This window comes from Umbribacter vaginalis (assembly GCA_001552935.1).
Classification (GTDB): Bacteria; Actinomycetota; Coriobacteriia; order Coriobacteriales; family Eggerthellaceae; genus Berryella; species Berryella vaginalis.
The window spans coordinates 65,375-84,894 of record KQ959685.1 but is presented as its reverse complement, the minus strand read 5'-3'; the positions used below and the strand labels follow the sequence as shown (position 1 = coordinate 84,894).

The 19,520-nt window shown below is 47.6% G+C and carries 10 protein-coding genes and 1 tRNA gene; 5 read left to right on the top strand and 6 right to left on the bottom strand.

What is annotated here, in order from left to right; genetic code table 11:
* Positions 1 to 162: 162 nt before the first annotated feature.
* The 3 genes from HMPREF3190_RS03530 to HMPREF3190_RS03520 all read left to right on the top strand — a co-directional run bounded on the left by HMPREF3190_RS03530 (position 163) and on the right by HMPREF3190_RS03520 (position 10,990).
* A complete protein-coding gene (locus tag HMPREF3190_RS03530; RefSeq protein ID WP_082715133.1) occupies positions 163 to 1,521 on the top strand; it encodes a histidine kinase in 1,359 nt (452 codons plus the stop codon).
* Positions 1,522 to 1,530: 9 nt separating this feature from the next.
* Positions 1,531 to 2,484 (top strand): class I SAM-dependent methyltransferase, encoded by a 954-nt coding sequence (locus HMPREF3190_RS03525; protein ID WP_066780439.1) that lies wholly within the window; start codon positions 1,531 to 1,533, stop codon positions 2,482 to 2,484.
* Positions 2,485 to 2,821: 337 nt separating this feature from the next.
* A complete protein-coding gene (locus HMPREF3190_RS03520) occupies positions 2,822 to 10,990 on the top strand; it encodes an InlB B-repeat-containing protein (RefSeq protein ID WP_449676131.1) in 8,169 nt (2,722 codons plus the stop codon).
* A 123-nt stretch (positions 10,991 to 11,113) separates the two neighbouring features.
* On the opposite strand, the gene HMPREF3190_RS03515 is transcribed toward HMPREF3190_RS03520, so the two are convergent.
* The 5 genes from HMPREF3190_RS03515 to HMPREF3190_RS03495 form a co-directional block, all read right to left on the bottom strand.
* The gene (locus HMPREF3190_RS03515) at positions 11,114 to 11,935 is read right to left on the bottom strand and encodes a TlyA family RNA methyltransferase (RefSeq protein WP_449676129.1); all 822 of its coding nucleotides are present in this window, start codon (positions 11,933 to 11,935) and stop codon (positions 11,114 to 11,116) included.
* Positions 11,925 to 12,653, bottom strand: a complete 729-nt coding sequence (locus HMPREF3190_RS03510; RefSeq protein WP_449676127.1) for a class I SAM-dependent DNA methyltransferase — start codon at positions 12,651 to 12,653, stop codon at positions 11,925 to 11,927. Before HMPREF3190_RS03510 ends, HMPREF3190_RS03515 begins: the two co-directional genes overlap by 11 nt.
* A gap of 217 nt (positions 12,654 to 12,870) precedes the next feature.
* Complete coding sequence (locus HMPREF3190_RS03505) at positions 12,871 to 13,803, bottom strand: ABC transporter ATP-binding protein (RefSeq protein ID WP_082715130.1); 933 nt, start codon at positions 13,801 to 13,803, stop codon at positions 12,871 to 12,873.
* A 12-nt stretch (positions 13,804 to 13,815) separates the two neighbouring features.
* Positions 13,816 to 14,907, bottom strand: coding sequence for an iron ABC transporter permease (locus HMPREF3190_RS03500; RefSeq protein WP_066780433.1), 1,092 nt, complete (start codon positions 14,905 to 14,907; stop codon positions 13,816 to 13,818).
* A 5-nt stretch (positions 14,908 to 14,912) separates the two neighbouring features.
* Entirely contained in the window at positions 14,913 to 16,052 is a 1,140-nt protein-coding gene (locus tag HMPREF3190_RS03495) for an ABC transporter substrate-binding protein (protein ID WP_066780431.1), read from the bottom strand.
* A 496-nt stretch (positions 16,053 to 16,548) separates the two neighbouring features.
* On the opposite strand from HMPREF3190_RS03495, the gene HMPREF3190_RS03490 reads away from it, so the two are divergent.
* Positions 16,549 to 16,635 (top strand) — tRNA-Leu (locus HMPREF3190_RS03490).
* A 75-nt stretch (positions 16,636 to 16,710) separates the two neighbouring features.
* Positions 16,711 to 18,879, top strand: coding sequence for a serine/threonine-protein kinase (locus HMPREF3190_RS03485; protein WP_066780429.1), 2,169 nt, complete (start codon positions 16,711 to 16,713; stop codon positions 18,877 to 18,879).
* A gap of 248 nt (positions 18,880 to 19,127) precedes the next feature.
* Here the strand turns inward: HMPREF3190_RS03485 and HMPREF3190_RS03480 are convergent, their stop codons facing one another.
* A complete protein-coding gene (locus HMPREF3190_RS03480; protein WP_066780427.1) occupies positions 19,128 to 19,379 on the bottom strand; it encodes a DUF6724 family protein in 252 nt (83 codons plus the stop codon).
* Positions 19,380 to 19,520 lie beyond the last annotated feature (141 nt).

Sequence of the window (19,520 nt, the reverse complement as noted above, 5' to 3'; positions counted from 1 at the left end):
TCGCCCCTGCACGAACAGACGATGCACCGCTCGCGAACAGACGACGCACCGCCCCGAGCCCGCACGCCCCCGCGCCCGCAAGCGCTACAAGCGCAGCCGCCGCCCCGCGCCCGCCCGCGATTCCGCACCTCGCGCGCAGCGAAGCACATGGTAAGGACACCTATGACATTTGGCAAAAAACGAGCTCGTTCCATAACATCGGAAGCAATTCTTGGCATTCTTGCTGCAGCATCGGGTTGCGCGCTGGTGTCGCTTAACCTCATGCGCGTCGAAGAGCTGCACTTTCACCTTATTGCGCTTATCGTGTTCGCCCTGTCATTTATGAGCTTCATCCGTCTGCTTATGGACCCCGATTCTATACGTGCAGTTCAAAGCAATTCTGTGTTGCGTATTGCAAGCGAAACGTTAGAGTATCTTGCTGATGGTCTTGATACCAATTCAGCTCAAAAAGTGTGTGACTTGCTGTTACCTGAAACAGCCGCTATTGCTGTTGCTATTACCGATAAGGAAAATATTTTGGGTTATTCGGGATACACTGATGGTAATAGTATTCAGGGACGCAAAATTCGTACAACTGCTACGCATTTAACGTTAAGCGATGGTAACGTGCGCGTGCTCCATTCCGCCGAAGAAATTGGTCTTCCACACAATTCACGCATTCGAGCTGCGATTATTGTGCCGCTTGTGGTGGCACATCGCATTGCAGGCACGCTTAAATTTTACTATCGCACGCCGCTGCATATGAGTCAAACGCAAGAGTCATTGGCGTCAGGTTTTGCGGAGCTTATTTCTACTCAAATGGCAGCCGCGGCGCTGGAAGAAAAAACACGTCTGGCAACCAGCATGGAACTAAAGGCACTGCAAGCCCAGATAAACCCGCACTTCTTGTTTAATACTATCAACACCATTAGCGCTCTTATTCGCACGAACCCAACGCAAGCACGCGTGCTGCTGCGCGATTTTGCTGTGTTTTATCGGCGCGCTTTGGAAGATTCCGCCGATCTTATTCAGCTTGATCGGGAAATTTCACAAGTAAAACGCTATTTATCGTTTGAAATTGCCCGTTTTGGCGAAGAACGCTTGTGCCTTGAAGTGCGTATTGATCCTGCGCTTGAGTTTTGCATGGTGCCTTCGTTTATGATTCAGCCGCTTGTCGAAAACGCTGTTCGTCATGGAATGCCTGCCACAGGGCGACTGACGATTACCATTATCGCGAAAAACGTCAGCAATGAAGTACACATTTTTGTTAACGACAACGGTGTTGGGATGAGCAAAGAGCGCCTTGCTACTATTATGCATCCTGAATGTAGTACGGGGCTTGGTATTGCGGTAAAAAACGTGTCCGATCGTATGCGCAGCTATTTTGGTGCCGATGCGCGCATGAGCATTAAAAGTATTGAGGGTTGTGGCACAACGGTACACTTTCGTTTAGGTGTGCTTGAACAGCGCGGTGATATGCTTTATCCTCCTACGTATAAATTGCTTGAAGAAGCGCAGGTGTCTGCGCCCGTTTCTGATTAGGTGTCGCGTATGCAATCGCATCATAGTGAGTCTTTTTCTCATACTGCAGATAGAACGTCTTTGTCGCGTAGTGAAACGCGCGCCCCTTCGTTACATTCAGTATTGCGTGATTATTATGATGCGCAGCAGGAACAGTTGCATTCGCACGATGTGCTTGCTGGTGCATGTCGTTTGCCGTTTCCGTCAGAACATATAGAATCAGCGCGTGTGTTAGATGTGCAGTGCCGTGGTGCAAAAGGTGTCTGCTGTTTGGCTGATAAAGTGAAGCAGAATGGGTTTGTGTGGGGCGTTGACACATCACCTCAGAACATTCAGCATGCACGTTGCAAAGCTCCGGCGTATTTGCAGCGGAGCAATCTTTCTGTGTCGATAGTTCACTTTTCGTGTACGTATCCTGAAACACTTTATGAACATTGTACTGAGCAGTTGTTATATAAAAATAAGCTCCCCTTTGACTTTGTATTTGCCAGTGCAAGCTTAAATGTGTGTTACAGCATGTCACGCGCATTGCAACAAATTCGCGCTGTGCTTGCTCCTGATGGCGTGTTTGTGTTTGATGCTGTGTTGTGTACAACCGCTCTTTCAAGCCAGCAGCGCTTAGCGGCGCGCCGTAAGGGCGATCAGTTGCACGCTGCATTAACGTATGAAGAACTTAAAGATGAACTGCTTCGTTGTGGTTTTGTGTCCGTAAAAACATACGGTCATGAAATGCTGCAGGTGTCATCTGCGCCCAGAGCGTCTAGCACATCAATGCCCTTTGAGCTTGTGTCAAAGCTCGTGTCAGTTCCAGCACTGGAGTCAGTTTCAACCCCAGCTCTAAACTTAGCTCGAGCCTCAGAGTTAGCTTCAGCTTCAGACCCGCAGTCGTCCTCAGATCAAACGCCAGCCTTAGGCTCAGCAGCAGCGTCAGCACCGCGTGCCCCCGAATGGTATCGCGCTGTTGTACAAGCATGCACAGCATGATAGATGGTGTTATTTTTGTGCTTTTTTCTGCGTATTGTTTGAGGTATTTTGGTATTTTTATGCACTCTTGGGCATTTTGTTAGTAAAACTGCTCGCAATCTTATACAATTTCCTTTTTTACCTCTTTCGTGTATGGAATATATATCTCCAGTTGAGGTAAGCACAATGCACAAGCGAGAGGGGTTTGTGTGACAATGCGTAAGCTGGGGTTATAGCAACCCTTGCTCTGCATCTATGCAACTATGAGTATAACTATTCTTATATAAATTTTAAGGTAAATAAGGTACAATGCAACCTTACGCATAAATAGGGAAGTGTAGAGATAGGATATAGGGCTATGGCAAAACATAAACAGCAGAAGCGATGCAAAAAGAATAGTCCAAAGCACGCACGCGTATCAGAAGTTACAAAAAATAGCTCTTCATTGGGTGTTGTTGCATCAGTTGCATTGGCGTCAACGCTGGCTATTGCTCCTTTTTCATCCGCTCAAGCGCTTGAAACGCAAGCGTCCGAGCCTTCCCCTGCCACCGATAATGCATCGCCCTCTCAATCAAAGGCGCATATTCAAGTCAATGCATCTCAACCCACTATCGATGTGTATGGTACACAGGGATCTTCCTCGATAGCGCCGAATGCATCAGCGCGTTCTGCAACAGCGAAAGTGCCTTCTCCTGAAGAGGTGCGTATGGCGGCAGCAGTTACACAAACACGTGCTGCCTCACCCGACAATCAATCGCGCGCAAACGCAGGTAGTGCACATGCAGGCAGCGCACAGAATACATCGCCTGTTCCAACAAACTCTTCAAGCAGTACACCACAGCCTGCGAACGGCACAAAAAGCACCGTTATTACGCCTAACCTCAATAACCCTACTGCTTCAACACAAGAAGATGCAAATAATCAGGTACAACGTGAAAAAGATACCACAAAAATTTATACGTTTAAGGTTACGTATTGTGTTGAGGGGTATCATCAAAAAGAGCTGTTACAGCCCACAGAGTTTACCTTTACCGATGACGAACTTACCAAGATAAGTGATCCAAGCGGTGAGGGTTTATATATTCCTGTTGTAACTACTAAAGGCTATCAAGCACAGCGTGGCAACTACATTAAAGTTGATGGCAAGTATGTCCTTGACACTCAAAAAGACGATTCAGTACAGTCGTATATCAAAATCGATCGTCAGCTTGTTGAAGCGCATGTTAACACGATTACTTCAACAGATACAAATATCATATCTCAGTATACGGTTGAGTATCGCCCTAAAACAATTACGTACTATGTACGCCATATGATACAAGATCCGAATAACCCTAATCAGTTTAATGAGTACAACGGTACTGGCTATACTATTACGGTACCTGATAAGCAGGGTGGGTCGCAACCAGTTCACGTGAGCAAAGCAAAAGGCGTTGTTGGACAAAACTTGTATGCGCAACCTATTACTATTGAGGGGTACTCACCCGAGCTTAATTTGATAAGTTCACCTATTCCCGATGATGAAGATTATGCTGATGCAGATACGGATGATCCTGCTAATAGCAATCGTCCAAAGAAATATTTACTGCTTGAACTTCGCTACCTATTGAATAAGCATGAAGTGTCGTATGACACACAGGGTGGCACTGCTATTCAAGCAAAAACGTTTCGATACGGCATGCAAGTTGATGCTGTTCCAGAGCCTAAGCGTAAAGGATACGTGTTTGATGGATGGACGTGCAATACAGGAGCCATAAGGCAGACACCAGCAGGTGCTGGTGGATCGTCTGTTCCGTCGTATAATCCAGCAACACCGAATAAAGATCCTCAGGCAACATTTATTCAACATATGCCCGATGCCAATGTGCATTTTGTAGCGCATTGGAAGATAGCTTCACAGCAGGCACAGTATCACATCAACATCTGGGTGCAAAAAGCCGACTTACCTAAACCTGATGACCCTACCAATATGGATAATTATGACTTTATTGGTATGGTAACTAAGCAAGGTACCACTAACGGCACTATTTCACAAAACGATTTGAATCTTACTGATGATGATGTTGCAAAACTTGCCTGGCCTGATGCCTCGTTGCGTGAGCGCATTGGCAATAAGAGCGACCTTGCTCGGTATTTTATGGAAGATGCAACAACGGAGGGTCTTACCAATTCATTAAATGTAGGTGAAGAGCCCGAGTATGTTGGTTCAAAAGAAATGCGCCCTCGTACAAAAATACGCCCCGACGGCACTACCGTTGTGAATAAGGTCTTTAACAGGCGCGTGTACGAGCTTATTTTCGCGAACCCCGATATTGTGAACGCGGGCGGCACAAGTAAAAAACTGTTTGATGTGGTTAACCACTTTACCATTACAAAAGGCGATAAGGAATATAACGATACCGATAAGAGCAAACTCTATAAAGTTACTTATCGCTTTGGACAAACCATTCATTACACCAGCGGTTTTCCTACAGACACCGAAACAAAACGGTATAAAACAGAAGAAGACGACTCGCGCGTATTTGGTTTAGGTTGGAGAGTTGCAAACGACGCTGGAAAAGTTTTCTTTATAGACACACCCCCATACCGCTTTGATGTTAATCACTTTATAGTACCTAAGTTAAAGAATGCAGCTTTTTCGCAGAATAATATCCGTCTTTTTGGAGAAAAGCTTACGCCTTATCAGCGCGTCCTTGTTCCCGATGCAAATAACAATGGTGCAGGATCAATACATGTTCTGGTTAAGCTTGAAACCGAAGAATCTGCGCGCAGAAACGATGATAACAATCGTGAGTATGTAGCCTCTGAGCTCAGCTATACTAAAGACGACACGCTGAGTACTGAATACGACTACGGAGCTCCCACCATTGAAGGCTTTGAGTCGCTTCAACAAACACAGAGAATAGAAGATTTTCTCGACGTAGACGGTTATTACGATAAGCTTGCCGAAGAGCTTACAGATGTATGGGAAAAAGACCACCCCAACGAAGATGACCCTGACGGTGGCGACGAAGACTTTAGAGACTGGGTTGCACAAAAATTCCCTCATCTTGTCTTTACGCAAGAAGGCTCTAACGGCGCAGAACTCGAGGAAAATGGCTTTTTATGCTTTAAGTACAAGCGCAAAAAAGCACCGATACGCTTTGCTGTTGATGAAGTAACACCTATCCAAGAAGCAAACGATAAGGCACAAGCGCTGGAGCCGTTTGCTACTAATATTAAAAAGCTTGGGTATCACTACGACAAAGCAGTAACAAAACAAGCACCTGGCGCAGGGAAACAGTTTGCCGATACCTATACGTTTGAGCTTAATGGAAAAACATATACGTTTAAGCGTCCTGCGCAAATACCGTATGATTATGAATTTGCAGGGTGGTCGCTTGATCCTAGTGGCACTCAAAAGCTTACGCCGCTTAAGAGCGATGGAACGCCCTATACTGATGCAGAATTTGCAGAGTTGCTTACAAAGTCGCCCGAAGACATTGCAAAAGCGCTTGGCAATATTCCGCTTGAATCAGCCGGCATCACGCTGTATGCAAGTTGGAAGCGCGTTGATGTTATTCATACACTTGATATTGATATGAATCGTGATGATGCGCCTGCTCATACGCAAGTATTTGTAAAGCATGGAGAATATGCCAAAAAGGCACGCACCACCGCACACGATACCGATAGTACTACGCAGCGCGATTATTTTCCTGCTGTTGCCGAGCGTCAAGGTTATATCTTTAATGGCTGGCTGCAAAAATATACGAAGGCTGATGGCAGCGAGATATGGCTTCCGTTCTCGTTTAAATCACCTGTGCTTGAAAATTTGCAGATTAAAGCGCAATGGATTGAAGATAAGCGCGTTAAAGGCACCGTGTCGCATATCTTTTTGCGTGAGGGTTATACCGTTGAACAATACAAACAAGCACAACAAGAACATAATAACGAGCTTCTTAAGAAAATGGTAGCTGACCAACAGGATGTTACGTATGCGAATTTACGCCCACGTTCAAGTTATGCAGCAGAAGCGGCATATCGAAATGGTGACTATTACCCCGACCATACGTATTCAACCTTTGTCGTAAGCGACAATGAAGCCGATAATCATGCTGAATTTATCTATACGCCCTATGCTACGCGTCACTATACGGTGCACTATAAAGATGCAGCCGGTAATGAACTTGCAGCTCCTGAAACCTTTGTGTCAAATAAACTTACCTACGATGTTGCACATGCGAAAGTTATACCAGGGTATCGCTTACCAGACAACGAAGCACTAGCTCGCCAGCTTCATTTTGAAGCAGACGAGCATGGCGCATATAAAAACAACTATGACGTAAATTTTGTATATGATGACGTGCGCATTCTTTCTCGTACCAGTAACGATCAAGTCACGCCCGATAATTATTCGCGCTTGCAATTTGATACGGAGACGACAGAACTGTCGATGGAAAGCGGGAAGGTTAAGTCCACAAAATCCACGGTCGCGGGAGGCGATCTGGCACCGTTTAATGGCACAAATACGGGCGATACAGCGCATTCCACCAATACACTAACCTTTGATGTTGTAAAAGGAACTAAAGCGTATGAGGCGCCACTGCCTATACCTCATGCAAAAGATGGTTATACCTTTACTGGCTGGACATCAAAAGTGGTATTTGCAAAAGGTGAAACAGGTGTTGACGGTGCAAATCGTTTACCTGTATTCTCAGAAGAATTCCCTTACAAGGTAGTTTATACAGCGCATTTCAAAAAAACACAGGTTACGTTTGTAGGCGCTAATGATAACGCCACGCCACCCGATGGTTATTACAAAGTTACCTATTCAGCTGATCAAAACGGCCGCTTGTCACGCCAAATTTCTGACGGTCAAGGTGGCACGAAAACAGAAACGCTTGATACGCTTACTAATGTAGTTGTAGTAGATAAATATAAAGACAACGTAATTGAAGCTCCTACTGCTGTTCCCGATAAAGGCTTTGAAGAGAAAGGCGATTTTGAGTTTAAGGGGCGTGATGAAAAAGACCGCTCGTATGTAAAGCATTTTGAAATGATCACGCCGTTAGCTGCCGAAAAGCGTTTTGTGTTGCCAGGTAAGCATGTATTGCAGAACAATGAAAGCATCAAGTCGCTTATTGCAAATAATGATACGTATGCCGATACCGACGATGCAACAACAGGAGCGCAAGCTGCAACATACGAATTTTGTGACGAACACGGTAACCCTGCCACGCTTGATGAAGTTACTCCTGGTGAGCACAAAATTTTCATTAAGGTTACCGCAGGTCGTGCTCATAGTCGTGTATCTAAATTAGTGCCTTACTTCTATGAAGTGCTGCCACAAATTATGTTTGGTGAAGCGTTTAAAGCAAAGCAGTATCCTGCTGAAAATGTTGCACACTATAAAAAGATTACGTTTAAATCGAATATCGATCAAGGTGAACTGGTAGGCAAAGATCAAGCTGCCGTTGAGGGCGCCTATAAAACACTGGAAACCTACGTATATACCGGCGACAATGCTCCTGCTTCATATCAACTTGACCTTCCGTCTGCGATTGGTAAAGATCATGAATCGGATGGATATCATTATGTATTTCGTGGCTGGCGCAAGCTTGGTGCAGCAGACCAGGGAGGCGCTATCGATTTCAAAACATTTGTGCCTGACATTAAGCCAACGGCACGCTATCACGATATTGCGAAACTGACCAGCGATATTGTTTTAGAAGCGGTATATGAAAAGATTTCCTACATTACGCAAAAAACCGATAATGGTAACGTTCCACCTGATAGCGTAGTTGTGTCGTTCAAACCAGCTGCAGGGCGTATTTGGGCAGATGGCACTACAGGCCCTAAGGTGTATTACGTTAAAAAAGGTATGGATATCTCGCGCCTTGATGAACAAGGTGTGCCCATTAAGCAAGGTGAAAATAAGAAATCGATACTCGATGCGCTTGGTGAGCAGTTGTATGGCTATCAGCACGCATGGTCGAAAAGCTCGATGCAAGGCATTACAGAAGATGATACGGTAGGCGATAATCCAGGTGAGTGGCTTGCAGCTAATGCGTTTCAGGAGTTTGTTGCAAAGCAGAGTGCTGTTATTGAGCCGACATTGGTTGATGAGCGCGTGATACTTAAAGGTGATGCGCTGCCTCATGCACGCGATTTTATTGCAAATATCGCCGAACTTGAGGGTGACAACCTGAAAGACGATGATCACGATGGTAAGCCTGATAACGACGCAATACGCATAGAATATATCAATAAACCCAGTTCAGCTACACCAGGTACGTATACTGTGCCGTTTAGAATAACCGTTAAGCATAAAGACGGTCAGCAAGATTTTGTCTATCGTCTTGTATCGGTGCTTAAAGTGATGCCGCGTGTGTTAAGCCCAGAAAAATCTCAGGCGTTATTTGAAAGCATCGAACAGAAAAACAATGCTCAACATGCACCTGAACTTACGCAAGAAGAGAAATTGTTTAAAGACAAGTATGTTTCAGTAGTATTTGAAACCGATACTTCGCAAGGTGAGCTGCTTGATCTTAATCATCGCGATAAGCTGTTGCGCACTGTCGTGAAACATACGGATGGTGCAAACGATATTACGCTTAGCGTGCCACAAGTAAAATCGCTGCTTAATTTGAAAGAAGCTGACGGGAGAGCGTTCGACTATAAGTTTATTGGTTGGGAGCTGGTAGATAGCCAAACGGGCGCTCATCTTGGTATGGTGCCTGCTGATGGTTCGTCTGCTGACGGCGCATCTGCGCATGGTGCACGTACGCGTACGCGTCGTGCTCTTCTCGATGCACCAGATGCGGTGGGAATGGATCGTGGCGCCTCTTTGCAAGATGCACGTCGCAATCCGCAAAAAATTGATATTACGCCAGATGAGCGCTCTATCAAGGCTAAGTTTAAACAGGCAATTATCTATCGTGCAGTATATGATAAGGTGTATCACATACTTGACGCAGGCGCTGTCGATTCTGTTCCCGAGGGTTATGTGCCTGTGGTTATTATGCCTGCTCCTGGTCATACATGGGAAGATGGTACGCGCGATCCATACATTAAATATGTTAAAAGCGGTAGCTCGATTAAAGACACTATTGATGTAATGCAAAAGCAAATTTCAGGCTTTATTGCGTGGACTGTGTACGATTCTGATAGTAAGAAGTTAACAGATCCTGCCGATATAGCTGATCGTAATCCAACACGTGCCCGTACGTTCATTGCGCGTCAAAGTGAATTGCCTGAAATTACTACCAAGGACGATGTAACTATTAGTGCAGGTGACAAGCTTCCTTCGTATACCGATTTGGTAGGCACTACAACAGTGATTGATCCTACTACTGGCAAAGAGAAGCTTGGTGCAGATGGTAAGCCCGAGCTTATGAATAGTCTTCGCGCTTTTACTGATCCAGCAATTAATAAACGCTTTGCAGGATGGAAAACGCCTGAAAATGGTTATAATTCGTTCGATTCGTCAAAACCAGGCGTGTATACCGTACGTTTTGGTTTGAACTACTTTACCGATGCGTGGGATATGAACCCTGATGGTACGCCTAAGAAAGACAAAAATGGCAACCCTCTGTTCAAAACGGAAACGCAATGGGTGAACGTGACAGTACGTGTCTTGCCACGCGTTATTGCAGCTCAAGATATGCCTGCCGACCAGTTGGTAGAGAATAATTACATCAAGAATCACTACAAGCGCGTTACGTTTATGGTTGCAAAGCATGATCATGGAGCACTTGCGAGTGCGTGGAATTCGTATTACGTGCTGAAGAGTATTGATGTGAACCCGAACGAGATGTTGGAAAGTGTCAATGGTGTAACACAAGCTGCTCCTCAGGGAGCATCGGCACGCGATAGCGTTGGCGCGCCCCTTGTTATTGCAAAGCCAGGATATATTTTCAGCGATTGGGTAAAAATTCCTCAGCGTGATGGTTCAATTGTGTATATGGCGCACTTCCATAAATTGCCGCGCTTATCAGCCACGTTTAGCGCCCAAACGTTTGAATCAAAGTTCTTCACCAGCACGCTTGCCACTGACGCGCAAAATCCGTTAAAGGTGAAAGAAGGAACCATTTTAGGCTTTGCACCTGGTAGTCCTACGTATGGTTTGTCAGTTGTAAACAACAAGGGAGAATTTAACATTTCAGGTACACCTACCGTAACTGATTGGAAAGCCGGCGAGCAAACGCGTGACGTACAGTTGCATTTTGAGTCACGCGACAAATATGGTCGTGAAGGTGAATTTGTTGTCACGATACGCATTGCGCGTAATGCTGCTACGCCGTCAGGCAACAATCCTGAGATTCCAGGTGATGGTTTTGTGCAGTCTCCTGGTGCCGCTCGTACGTCTGCTGAAGAACGCTTTAATGCTACTCAGCGCTCCCCACGTCATGCAAGAGAGTCACTGCCAAAAACAAGCGATGTTCCTTCGCATCCATTGCTAGAATTAGTGGCTGGCTCGGGGATTGCACTTATTGGAACAGCGTTTATTGCGAAGCGAAAGAAGAAGAACAAGCATACGAAGTAGTACATGACACGAAGTAGTACATGTCACGAAGTAGTACAGGTAACGTCATGCATGCAAAGGAACATGTAACGCGTAACAGGTAATAGTGCGCGTGCGGGGTAGCATGCGACACGCTTCGTAAGATTATTGCAACACAGCGCGCACAAGGTATTCGATATTGCCTTTGCGCGCTCCTTTTATGGGCGACTCAACACAGCCACTTACGGTAAATCCGGCCTCCTCAAGAGCCTGTTCAACCTCATGAATCGTGCGCGTGCGCACGTCATTATCAAGCACAACGCCGCCACACGTTTCATTGTGTTTCGACTCAAATTGCGGCTTCACTAAGCCGATGAACACGCTTCCTGGGTGGCCTAACTGCGCAAACACGCCCGCCAGCGACGCAAGCCCAATAAAACTTAGGTCGGCCACCATCACATCGTAGGGAGCGTCCAACTCATCAGGCGAAACGGTGCGAATGTTCGTACGTTCAAACACGCGAACGCGCGTATTGGTGCGAATTTTCCATGCTAACTGCCCGTAGTTGACATCCACACAGCTTACTTGTGCAGCCCCTGCTTGCAGCAAGCAATCGCTAAAGCCACCTGTTGACGAGCCAATATCGATGCAACGTTTCCCTGCAACGCTTTCATGAAAAAATGTAAGAGCTTTTTCTAGTTTATAACCCCCGCGCGATACATAGCATGAATGTGTTTTGAGTGTTATTGTATCGCTTGCGCGAACGCGCGTGGCAGGCGAAGTTGCAAAGCAGTCATTTACTTTTACTTCGCGTGCCATAATGAAACGCAGTGCTTCATCAGGCGTGTTTATGAGGCCGCGCGCAATCATTGCCACATCAAGACGCTGCGACGCACCCGATGTGCGTTTGTGTGTGTGGTTCGTGGAGAGTGTGCTTGTGTGTTGTGCCAAGGCGGCAGGCGTGTTTGTTTCGCGCTTATTGTTCACGTTTATAGCCGCCAAAGCAATAGAATAACGGTGTATCAGCGCGCACATCTATCACAAAATCGCTTTCCCAACAGGCAATTTCTGTGGGGATATCCTCAAGCACATGCGCATGACAGCGCGGCATGCATGCCGATGCGCCGCTGTGTTCGTTGGCATGTTCTCCGTTCTGTTCGCACACACCATCATGATTGCCGCCGTGTATGCCGCAATCATGCTGTTTGCTGTGCATGTGTTGAGCTCCTTCGTGCATGTGTTGCGCGTGGATAGCATTAAGCGCGTCTTTGCTGAGCGTGTGGCACACCAAAAAACGACCGCTCGGCGCCAACAGGCGCTTGATAATGTGCACCAACTGGGTTTTGTCGCCGAAGTGCGGATACACATTGCACATAACAATCGCGTCGAAGCGCTCGGTGGTCTCAAACGTATAAATGTCTTGGTTCAGCAGCGTAAAGGTGTCGTTTGCTTTCTGCTGCGCTTGTTTCAGCATTTCCGTAGAAATATCAAGCGCGGTAACATGGCGTGCGTGCGCTTGTATGAATGCAGAAAACATAATGCCTGTTCCGCATCCTATATCAAGCACGCAACTGTTCTCATGTACGCCCGCAAGCTCGGCAAACAGCCCCGACAGTGTGCTTGTGTGTGCGTCTTTCGCATCCCACGTGGCAGCTTTTGCATTGAAAAATGCTGCTTGTTCATTGTTGTTAAAGGTATCGGACATATTACACTTCCTTATAACGATAAAGGGAACGCTTCTGTGTCTTGCGTCGTGCGCTTGTTTCAGCAGTATGTATAGGGCATTCTGTGGCGCGTGCCAATCACCTGCTATGTGCTGCGCGTTTGGTGCAAGCCGTATGCCTCGCATTCCTTCCGATGCTGCTCCGCGCCATTCGTCACGCACCATGCAGCACAAGCCCTGCGTCTTGCGCCATTACGCACTATTCATCAGGCATTATTACCGCATAGCCCTTATGATGCACAATGTCAGCATGAATGCCGTACACATCATATACCAGCTGTTCAGTAATAATGTCGCTGCCGCCGCATGCATATATTGTACCCGATTTCATAACCACAAAATGATTGCAATAGCGCAGCGCCAAGTTGATGTCGTGCATGATAGCAAGCGCGCTTGAGCCCATTTGTTTTACCTGTTCACACACCAGTTTCATAACTTCTATTTGATTGGTAATGTCTAGATTGTTGGTGGGCTCGTCCAGCAACAGCACGTCGGTTTCTTGCACCAGCGCACGTGCAATTGCCACTTTTTGAAATTCGCCACCCGACAGCTCGTTCAGCAGGCGCGTTTGATATGCTCCCAGCGACAAGCGTTCGATAATGCGCTCCACAACTGCGTAATCGTGCTCACTGGGCTGAAACGTAAGGTAGGGCAAGCGCCCCAGCAGCAGCGCATCGTAGACCGTAGTGGCGTTTGCCTGCGTGCGTTGCTCCACCAGCGTTAACAGCTGCGCTCGCGCCAGCCGCGACAGCTGCTTGATTTCGTGGCCAAGAATGCTCACGCTGCCGTGTTGCGGTGAGAGCGTGTGCATGAGGCAGTTCATGAACGTCGATTTGCCCGATCCGTTCATGCCTAGCACTGCGCTAAACATGCCAGGCTGTATTGTGAGGCTTATGTTATGCAAAATGCGCTGGCCGGCGTTGTATGAAAAGCTCACATTGTTGACGAAGAACGCGGGCGCGCCTTCGCACGGTGCGATGATTTTTTTCGTGTGGGTAGTTGTATCTGAACAGGATTTTTGCGCTTGTGGCTCGCTCGGCACACCCGTTGCCGCATTGTATGATGAACCCGTCGCCATCTCACTCCTTGCGTTCGTGCCGTTCTTCATGCGTGCGTTCTCCAAAGTATCCATGGCTGTACCTCTTTAGCGCTTCGAGCGTTTCAACAGCAGGAATATAAACAGCGGAGCTCCAATAAACGAGGTAATCGAGCTGATAGGCAGTACAACCGAGGGGATGGTGTTAGCGGCAATGAGGTCGCTTATTTGCAGCAAACACGCGCCAACCAGGGCCGAGCACACGAACAAGCTGCGGTAATCGCTGCCGATAATGCGCCGCATAATATGGGGTGCCACCAGGCCGATGAAGTTAATGGTGCCGCAAAACGCGATGATAATTGACGATCCCAGCGACGCCATAATCAGCAGCGCAATTCGCGTTCGCCCTACGTTGATGCCGAGCGCATGAGCGCACCCTTCTCCTGCTTCAAGTGCATTGCATTTCCAGCGCTGAAAGAAGAAAAAAATGCAGCAAATAACGGCAATAACGCCCATGAGGGCCACTTCATTATACGAAACGCGCCGTAAACTGCCGAACATCCAGAACACAACAGCGGCCACTTGCGTGTCGTCGGCGAAGTATTGCACCAGCGCCGTTGAGCCTGCGAACAGCGCCGATAGCGCCACGCCGCACAGCACCACGCTTTCCGCGGTCAGTTCGCGCACGCGCGACAGCACGTAAATTACCACGCTCGACAGCGACGCGCCAATAAACGCGCACAGCGCTGTAACGTAGGGGTTCGTGAACGTTACCCCGTCGTGCGTAGACGTATTACCTGCTCCCAGCACAATAATGGCAATGGAAGCGCCAAAAGCTGCTCCCTGCGCAATGCCAAGCGTGCTTGCCGAAGCAAGCGGATTGCGCAGAGAACTTTGATAGGCACAGCCCGCCGCCGCCAGCGTAATACCGCCGATGATAGCGCATAACACGTGCGGCATACGAAGGCTCCATACAACCGTTTGAGCATATTCCGGAGCCTGAAACGTAAGCGCTGCCAACACGGTGGGCACATCCAAACCCGACGACCCACAGCCCAAGGAGATACCGGCAAGTATCACCATGATAATTGCGCTAATAACGCAGGTGATGCGCCTTTTTCGCACAATTTTTGCGTACGCTGCATTGTAGCGCGGCTTACAGCGTGCATTATTGCGTGGCGTGTGCCTTATCAGTTTCATACGCGCTACTTAAACGTAATGGTGGTAAAGTCGAAGCCCTGCGCCTTCAAGTCGGCGTAATAGGCTTTTCCTAAGAGCGTCGTAAAAATTTCGTCGTATTTCTTGGGCATATCCATGTCGGCAAATTGCTTCGGATACATCACTTTTCCGCAGAAGAACGTATCGCAAATAGCCATTTCAACATTCGTGCCGTTAAAGTTAAAGAAAGGCTGCGTGTAAATTTTGCCTTCCTTGAACACTTTCAGCTTGTCGAAAAACGCCTTGTGGTCGTTGTAATCTTTCTGCATCAGGTTCATGTTCGCCTGGTTAAGGAACATAACATCGGGGTTCCAGGTACCAATCTGCTCGAACGTGGTGTCAAATTCCGACTTTTGACCCGACTCATCGGCAACATTGCGTGCATGAATTGCTTCAAACACGGGATAATGCGCACACGTTCCCGTAATCGATTTTGCACCTCGGTAATTTACTGCTCCAACATAGGCTTTTGGACGTTCGGCATCGGGAATGTCTTTCGTGCGTTTGTCCAAATCGGCTTTCCAGTTTGCAATTGCGGTGGTTACTTTTTTAGCGTGCTCGGAACATCCCAGCACCTCGCCCACAATTGTGATTGACTTGCTAACGCCTTCACCAAAAATTTCGCTGTTTGAATCAACGCCTACAACAGGTATTTTCAGCTGCTCTTGCAATTTGTCGCATTCGGGTTTCGTGCGGCTTGAAAGAATAACATCGGGGTGCAAGCCAAGCATTTTTTCGGTGTCAACAGCGGTATCCATACGATGATTGCCGTTGCTGGTTATGGGAAGCTTGTCGAACTTGTCTTTGTACGCCATCGCATACGGACGGTTTGGGCCGGGCTTCTTTTCTTTTTCAGTGCACGCAACAAGTTTATCCATGCCACCTGCATAAACGACGTAGCGCGCGGCACATCCCACGGTTGCTGCTGTTTTTACTTGCGCGGGAATGGTAACGCTTCTGCCATACGAGTCGGTAATGGTGCGCGTTTGAGCAGCCTTTTCTTTCTGGGCGGGCTCGGGTGCTTTTTGAGCAGGCGATCCACATCCTCCCAACAGTGATGCGCTTAGCAGCGCTACGCACAGCGCGCTTATTCCCAAAAGAAATTTCCTGCGAATTATGTGTGTCATACCTGCTCCTTTCGTTGAAAAGCATGGGTGGCGTGCGCGTGCGCCTAAACGGTTGCAAAGGCGCTTAAATACGCACACGAATATTCATATAATAACCCTTATATTACAGTTTCATTACAATAAGCAGTTTTTTGTGCTGAAATTGCTGGTAGATGCGCATCGGGAATGTGAATAGTGTGCGAATGGGAACGTAAGCGGCGCGTGGCGCGTGCGGCTAGCCAATGGGAACGTGAGCGGCGCGTGGCGCGTGCCAATGGGAACGCTGGCACCAAGAACGTGCATGCACACCCGCGCCTAAGCCCGCAGGTGTTCTTCATCAGTCACGCTACCGGTTGCGCCATTCGTGGCAGTTCTTTTTTGCAGGAACAACACGTGCACAGTTTCTTCAACGAATCTGGCAATAATCACACAGCGGCTTGCGTTTTTTGCTCATGTCAGGTATCATTCAAACGCGTTGTTGCGCTGGTATCACGTGCGCACAACATAGGTATTACTTGCGGGTGTGGCGAAATTGGCAGACGCGTACGGTTCAGGTCCGTATGAAGGCAACTTCATGAAGGTTCAAGTCCTTTCACCCGCACCATTGCTTTTGGTGCCGTTAGCTTCATTTCTACGTATCGTTCCACGCACAGCTTACGCTCAGAAGTAAGGAGCTATTGTGGCTGATGCACCTCTCATTCTTAATCGGTATCGTGTTCTTGCTACGCTTGGATCGGGCGGTTTTGGCGAGGTGTTATTGGCGTGGGATCCGCGCATTCAGCGTAAAGTTGCGCTCAAAAAAATTCTTCTTACCAGTATTGACGCCCAGCGCTCTGCCCTTGATGATGCTGCTTCACAAGAATTTCATGCGCTTTCGCATATTCCTGGTATTGATGAAGCGCGTACAGCAGCTCTTCTTAAAGACGAGCATATTGTTACTATTTATGATGTAGCGATTTGTGATTCCTATGCGTATTTGATCATGGAATATATTGAAGGCATTACGCTTACGCAGTTAATGGAGCGTTATGCTCACAATATTACGCTCGATGCATTGACGGCGCTTTTTGATGGTATTGCTGCAGCGCTGAGTGTCGCGCATCGCGCATCGGTCTTGCATTTAGATATTAAACCCGACAACATTCTTATTACGCCCGATGGAAAAGTGAAAGTAACCGATTTTGGTCTAGCAACCTTGTTGGATGCAGCGGGGCGTGGGCAAACCGCAGGTGGTACTATTGGATATATGCCGCTCGAACAAATTACGCGCCAGCATTTGGACGTTCGAACCGATGAATGGGCACTGGCGTCTTTGACGTATTGCTTAATTGCGCAGGAAAATCCGTTCAAAGCATCTACGTTAGAAGAAGCACAACATATCCTTTCAACAGCGCGTATTGCCTTACCATCTGCCTGTTGGGAAGAGATTGCTCCCGAAATTGACGATGTATTGCTGTATGCACTTGATCCAAACCCTGACAACCGCTATGCCAGCATTGACGATTTTGCTGAAGAGATGGATCGGTTTTTAGGGGATGCGGCTTGCGGTGCTGAAGATCTGGAGTTGTGCGTACGCCATGCGCTTGATCATGCGAATAGCGTTGGTGCTGATGGTAGCGCCGATGAGGGCGCTGGTGCTGGTGCTGGGAGCACATCAAGCAAACATAATGGAGCAGGTCACAAGCATATATGGTCGCTTCTTACGGGTTTCTTTTCAAAAAAGGGCAATCAGGAACAGCCAGCGCCGCATTCGCGCGCATATGGTGTTGCGCAAGGCGTAAAATCAGCTGGTTGGGATATTCTTGAGCGTGCCGCTGCGCGTGTAGAAGCAAATGATACGTTGTTGCTTGAACAGCAACAAGCTGCTCATGAACGCCGTTTGCAGGAAGAATTGCCACAATCAGGCAGAGGCGCTCGGAGTGCGGGCGTAGGCACGCGCGGCTCACGAGGTGCTGGTGGTGCCGGTGGTGCTGGTGGCGCGACATGTTCCCCGCATGGGCTGTTTTCGTTTTCTCGATGTCGTGAAAGGCTCAAGGCTATGAACAAGCTTATTTCTCCGCGCGTGGTGTCGTGTGCCGCTCGCGTCGTAAGTGCATGTGGAAGCGCATTTTTACTGTATCTTGCAACGATGAACATTCCCTATGCTTTTAGTGTGCCGTATTTTGCATTTCCTATGATTGCAGCAATGTGCGGAGCCGTTCTTGGCGCTGTGTTTCCGCCTTTGGGAGCCGTTGTGGGATTCATGGCACTTTCAATTGCGTTCATTTTAAGCAACGTGCCATGGCTTGGTATTGTACTGGTTGCGCTTACGCTTGCGTGGTACTCATCATTGGGAAAAAATCGTACGGCAGCAACGAATTTCACCACGTCAGCTATTGTATTAAGCGCTTTCGGCGGCGCTCCGTTGGCGTTTTTGGGTGCAGGCTGTGTGCTGAAACCTCTGCAAGCGCTCATAAGTTCGGTATATTCATGCATATGGCTGTTTATTTTTGCATCGCTCGGAGCACAAAACGTGTATGCGTGGGACATTATCAGTCACGGTAGTTTTTTTGCTCTTGATGTGGGAAGCAATCTTATGCAGTTACTCTGCAATGCGCAAACATACATTCTGCTTGCGGGCTTGCTGCTTGCGTGCGTGTTGCAATCGCTGTTCGCGATGGCGGATAAACGCTTGGTTGATGTTGTGGGAACGTTTGGCTCAGGAATCGTGCTTGCTATAAGTGCCGCGTGTGCTACCTGGGTAAACAGCAATTTCACGAACCTGTTTATACCGTCACAGTTGCTGGTAATTATTGCGTTTTCGGTGCTGCTGGTGGCACTGTTTCAAGCGCTTGTGCGTCCGCGATAGTGCGCAAAACGTTGTCAAAGACGTCTGCCTTAGAAAGACGCGTAGAAGTGCTTGCGGCATAAATATCCGCTTCATCAAGTTTTTTTCGATATCGTCGTTTAGAATAGAGTATTGTTTGACACTCATGAGAGCCATAGCTCCATAATTGTTTTTTGTGAGAAATACGGATGTGTTGGAGTTTAGAACCGTTTCTTCTACTTCTGGGAATGTATTTCTTACATCGGAAACTGGACGAATATTACGCGAAGTTATTTCGCGCCCTCATCTGACGAAGAAGTGCCGTTTGACGTGCTGCTTGATGCACCGTTTGAAGCGTCATTTGCATCGCTGTTCGCTTCCCAGGCGTTTTCGGGCTCTTCACCGCGATCAACGAAAGTTTTGCGCGTTTTCACTTCCATAATCATAGCGGCAACGATGCTGATAATAAGTCCTGCTGCAACAAGCACGCCAATTCCTGCGTACTGCTCAAATAAGAAGTGATATATCGCAGCGAAATCCATCGATAGCTCCTTGACCTTAGGTTTGTTCGTGTTGCGTGTTTGCCAGTACCGCGCACGCCGCGAGAACGTAAGCCACAGCAACAAGTACGCACAAAGTTTATGAAAATCTGAGATACATTGCATATTATCATAATTTTTGGG

What these genes read in the sequence shown, in the direction of transcription:
- HMPREF3190_RS03530 (WP_082715133.1), top strand. Translation starts at nt 163, where the DNA reads ATGACATTTGGCAAAAAACGAGCTCGTTCCATAACATCGGAAGCAATT.
- HMPREF3190_RS03525 (WP_066780439.1), top strand. Translation starts at nt 1,531, where the DNA reads ATGCAATCGCATCATAGTGAGTCTTTTTCTCATACTGCAGATAGAACG.
- HMPREF3190_RS03520 (WP_449676131.1), top strand. Translation starts at nt 2,822, where the DNA reads ATGGCAAAACATAAACAGCAGAAGCGATGCAAAAAGAATAGTCCAAAG.
- HMPREF3190_RS03510 (WP_449676127.1), bottom strand. Translation starts at nt 12,653, where the DNA reads ATGTCCGATACCTTTAACAACAATGAACAAGCAGCATTTTTCAATGCA.
- HMPREF3190_RS03505 (WP_082715130.1), bottom strand. Translation starts at nt 13,803, where the DNA reads ATGGATACTTTGGAGAACGCACGCATGAAGAACGGCACGAACGCAAGG.
- HMPREF3190_RS03500 (WP_066780433.1), bottom strand. Translation starts at nt 14,907, where the DNA reads ATGAAACTGATAAGGCACACGCCACGCAATAATGCACGCTGTAAGCCG.
- HMPREF3190_RS03495 (WP_066780431.1), bottom strand. Translation starts at nt 16,052, where the DNA reads ATGACACACATAATTCGCAGGAAATTTCTTTTGGGAATAAGCGCGCTG.
- HMPREF3190_RS03480 (WP_066780427.1), bottom strand. Translation starts at nt 19,379, where the DNA reads ATGGATTTCGCTGCGATATATCACTTCTTATTTGAGCAGTACGCAGGA.